The 3,360-nt window shown below is 78.3% G+C and carries 3 protein-coding genes; 1 reads left to right on the top strand and 2 read right to left on the bottom strand.

The window, feature by feature from the left end; genetic code table 11:
* Positions 1–573: alpha/beta hydrolase (locus F9B16_RS49790; protein WP_151547252.1), on the bottom strand; the 573-nt coding region annotated here is incomplete at its 3' end.
* A gap of 359 nt (positions 574–932) precedes the next feature.
* On the opposite strand from F9B16_RS49790, the gene erm reads away from it, so the two are divergent.
* Positions 933–1,889, top strand: coding sequence for an ErmE/ErmH/ErmO/ErmR family 23S rRNA (adenine(2058)-N(6))-methyltransferase (erm, locus tag F9B16_RS49785; protein ID WP_151547251.1), 957 nt, complete (start codon positions 933–935; stop codon positions 1,887–1,889).
* Between the two features lie 18 nt (positions 1,890–1,907).
* On the opposite strand, the gene F9B16_RS49780 is transcribed toward erm, so the two are convergent.
* A complete protein-coding gene (locus tag F9B16_RS49780; protein WP_151547250.1) occupies positions 1,908–3,107 on the bottom strand; it encodes an FAD-dependent monooxygenase in 1,200 nt (399 codons plus the stop codon).
* Positions 3,108–3,360: the final 253 nt, after the last annotated feature.

The following is a 3,360-nucleotide window of genomic DNA, read 5'->3' as shown; positions in this document are numbered from 1 at the left end:
GGCCGCGGCGGCGGCGAGCTGCCCGCCGGCGCTGTCGCCGGCGACGCCGACGCGGGCCGGGTCCAGGCCGAGGGGGCCGGTGTGGGCGGTGGTCCAGCGGACGGCGGCGACGGCGTCGTCGAGCGGGGCGGGGAAGGGGTGTTCGGGCGGGCGGCGGTAGCCGACCGACAGCCAGGCGACGCTGCTGGCGACGGCGAGGGCCCGCACGACGGGGTCGTAGGAGTCGACGTCGCCGAGGACCCAGCCGCCGCCGTGGAAGTACACCATCGCGGGTGCGGGGCGGTCGCCGCCGGGGTGGTAGAGGCGGGCGGGCAGCGGTCCGGCGGGGCCGTCGACGGTGACGTCGCGGACGGTGGCGACGGGCGGGCGCGGGGAGCGGGCGAGGTCGGCGGCATGCTCGCGGCGCGCGTCCCGGATCGCGGCGGCTGTGTCGCTGCCAGTGACGGTGGCGCTGCCGGTGGCGGCGGGGTCGCTGCCGTCGCCCGCAGGGGCGGGCGGGCCGGGCCGGGGCTCGGCGGGCGTTTCGGTGAGGCGGCGGCGCAGGAACTCCAGGTAGTCCGGGTCGCGGCCCATGGCTCTCCCTGACGGCGCGGCGGACGGTAGGGGTGGCCCAGCCTACGAGGCCGCCGCCGCGCATGCCCTGCCCGGGGGCGGGAAAATGCGTTGGGGCCGGGGGCGGTGGTCTCCTACGATCGCGGTCATGGCCTGTTTCATCGAGTGCGCGGTCCTGGGGACCGGCCACGCCGCCTCTGTCCGGCTGCGCGAGGCCCGTCCCGTCCTGGACCGGCCGGTGGCGCGCGTCCGCGCCTGACCTTCCCCGGGCGGGGCCGTCCCACAGGTCCCCGCCTGTTTCTTCGCGCCGGTGCGGCGGCCTGTGCGGCCGCGCGCCGGTGCCGGTGTCCCCACCCGCGGTCCAGGGCCTTCGAGCGTCCATGACCATCTCGGACGGGCCCGGCATTCGCCTCTTCTCCGGCTTTTCCCGGGCGGTCGCGCGTGCGGTGACGCCGCTTCGCGCGTGCCCGCGGTGCCTGTGGTGCCCGTCCGGCCGGCCCTTCCGGGGCCGGAAGCCGAGGACGGCGACCCTGAACCAGCATCATCACGGCGGCCCGCGCGCGAACGCGCGGCGGGCGCTGTCGCAGAACTTCCTGTCCGATTCCGCGGCGATCGCCCGTTACGCCCGTGCCGCGGTGCCCGCGTCCGGTGCGCTGATCGTGGAGGCCGGTGCGGGCGACGGCCGTGTCACCGCCGCTCTGGCCGCCCGCGCCGGGCGCGTCGTCGCCTACGAGATCGACCCGCGGCTGGCGGCGCGGCTGCGCGCCCGGTGCGCGCGGCTGGGCAACGTGCGGTGCGTGACCGGCGACTTCCTGGCGGCCCGGCCGCCGTCGGGCCCGTTCCATCTGGCGGGCAACATCCCGTTCGCGGCGACGTCGCGGATCGTCGGGTGGGCGCTGGCGGCGCCGGGCCTGGCGTCGGCGACGCTGATCACGCAGCTGGAGTACGCGCGCAAGCGGACCGGCGGGTACGGGCGCTGGTCGCGGCTGACCGTGCGGACCTGGCCGGAGTTCGGCTGGGAGATGGGCGGGCGGGTGCCGCGGGGGCTGTTCCGGCCGGTGCCGCGGGTGGACGGCGCGGTGCTGCGGCTGGTGCGGCGGCCGCGTCCGCTGCTGCCGCCGGCCGCGATGGGCGACTACCTGCGGTGCGTCGACCTGGGGTTCACCGGGAAGGGCGGTTCGCTGCGGGCCTCGCTGTGCGAGCGGTATCCGCGCCGGCGGGTGGACGCGGCGCTGGCGGCGGCGGGGATCGCGCCGGGCGCGCTGGTCGCCGACGCCCACCCCGACCAGTGGATCGTGCTGGTGCGCGCCCTGACCGCGCACCCGCACCGGCGCTGAGGCGGGCCCGGCCGCGGGTCAGGCGGGTTCGCCGGGCGGTCGCCACCGGAAGATCATGTCGCCCTGCCGGTCGAGCGCGGTCGGGCCGAGCAGCCCGGCGAGACGGACGGCGGCGTCGCGGAAGAAGACCGGCACCGCTCCCGTCAGCGCCGTCATCCGGCCGATCTGGCGGGAGCGCCGCATCACCCGGGTGGTGCGGCGCCGCCGCGCGGCGGTGTAGGCGGCCAGCGCGTCCGGCACGCCCGGGCCGGGGGAGCCGGTGGCGGCCTGGGTGGCGTGGTGGGCCAGGACGACCGCGTCCTCGATGGCCTGGCAGGCGCCCTGGCCGAGGTTGGGGGTCATGGGGTGCGCCGCGTCGCCCAGCAGCGCGACCCGTCCGCGGTGGAACGCCGGCAGCGGCCGGGGCATGTGGTGGACGTCGTTGCGCAGCACCGCGCCGGGGTCCACGGCCTCCAGCAGGGCGGGGACGGGGTCGTACCAGTCGCCGAACAGCCGCAGCAGCTCGGCGCGCTCGTCGCCGCCGGGGGCGCGGGCGCCTTCGGGTGCGGGGGCGGTGGCGTACAGGTAGGCGCGGCCGCCGGCGAGGGGGTTGATGCCGAAGACGGTGCCGCGGCCCCACGCCTCGGCGGGGGTGAAGCCTCCGGCGGGGGCGCGGGTGACGGCGCGCCAGGCGGTCAGGCCGGTGTAGCGGATGGGGGAGCGGCCGGGGAACAGGGCCGTGCGGGTCGGGGAGTGGATGCCGTCGGCGGCGACGACGAGGTCGGCGGTCTCCTCCCCGGCGCCGCTGCCGGTGGTGACGGTGACGGTGGCGGGGGTGGCGGCGCCGCCGGGGTCGGTGAGGGCGGCGGTGGAGTTCAGGTGCAGGGCGCCGCCGGGCAGGCGGTCGGCGAGCAGGTCGACGAGGACGGCGCGCAGGGTGACCACGAGCGGGTCGCCGTAGCGGTCGGCGGCGGTCTGGATGGAGGTGCGCGACAGCCAGCGCCCGTCGGCGCGGCGGACGCCGCCCTCGCCCTGGAAGGCGTTGAGGGCGCGGACGGGGTCGCCGGCGCCGATGGTGTCCAGGGCGCGCAGGGCGTTGGGGCCGATCGCCAGCCCGGAGCCGACGGGTTCCAGGGACGCGGCGCGTTCGTGGAGCCTCACCGTCCAGCCGTGGGCGTGCAGGGCCGCGGCGGCGGTGAGGCCGCCGATCCCGCCGCCGATCACGATCGCGTGCGCCATGGACGCTCACCCCTTCTCACTACAGCCGTAGTCGCGATACTACGCCTGTAGTGAGGACGGGTAGGATCGGGGTCCATGACGTCCCCGCGTGCCGAGCTGGTCGCCGACGCCGCCATCGCGGTGCTCGCCGCCGCCGGCATGCGCGGCCTCACCCACCGCGCCGTGGACCGCGCCGCGGGGCTGCCCGCCGGGTCCACCTCCAACCTGGCCCGCACCCGCGCCGCGCTGCTGGAGCTGGCGCTGCGCCGCCTCA

This window comes from Actinomadura montaniterrae (genome assembly GCF_008923365.1).
In the GTDB taxonomy this organism is placed as follows: Bacteria; Actinomycetota; Actinomycetes; order Streptosporangiales; family Streptosporangiaceae; genus Spirillospora; species Spirillospora montaniterrae.
Note: the sequence above shows the minus strand (reverse complement) of the source record. Positions and strands in the feature narration are given on the sequence as shown.

Coding starts and splice junctions, on each gene's coding strand:
- erm (WP_151547251.1), top strand. CDS start 933: ATGACCATCTCGGACGGGCCCGGCATTCGCCTCTTCTCCGGCTTTTCC.
- F9B16_RS49780 (WP_151547250.1), bottom strand. CDS start 3,107: ATGGCGCACGCGATCGTGATCGGCGGCGGGATCGGCGGCCTCACCGCC.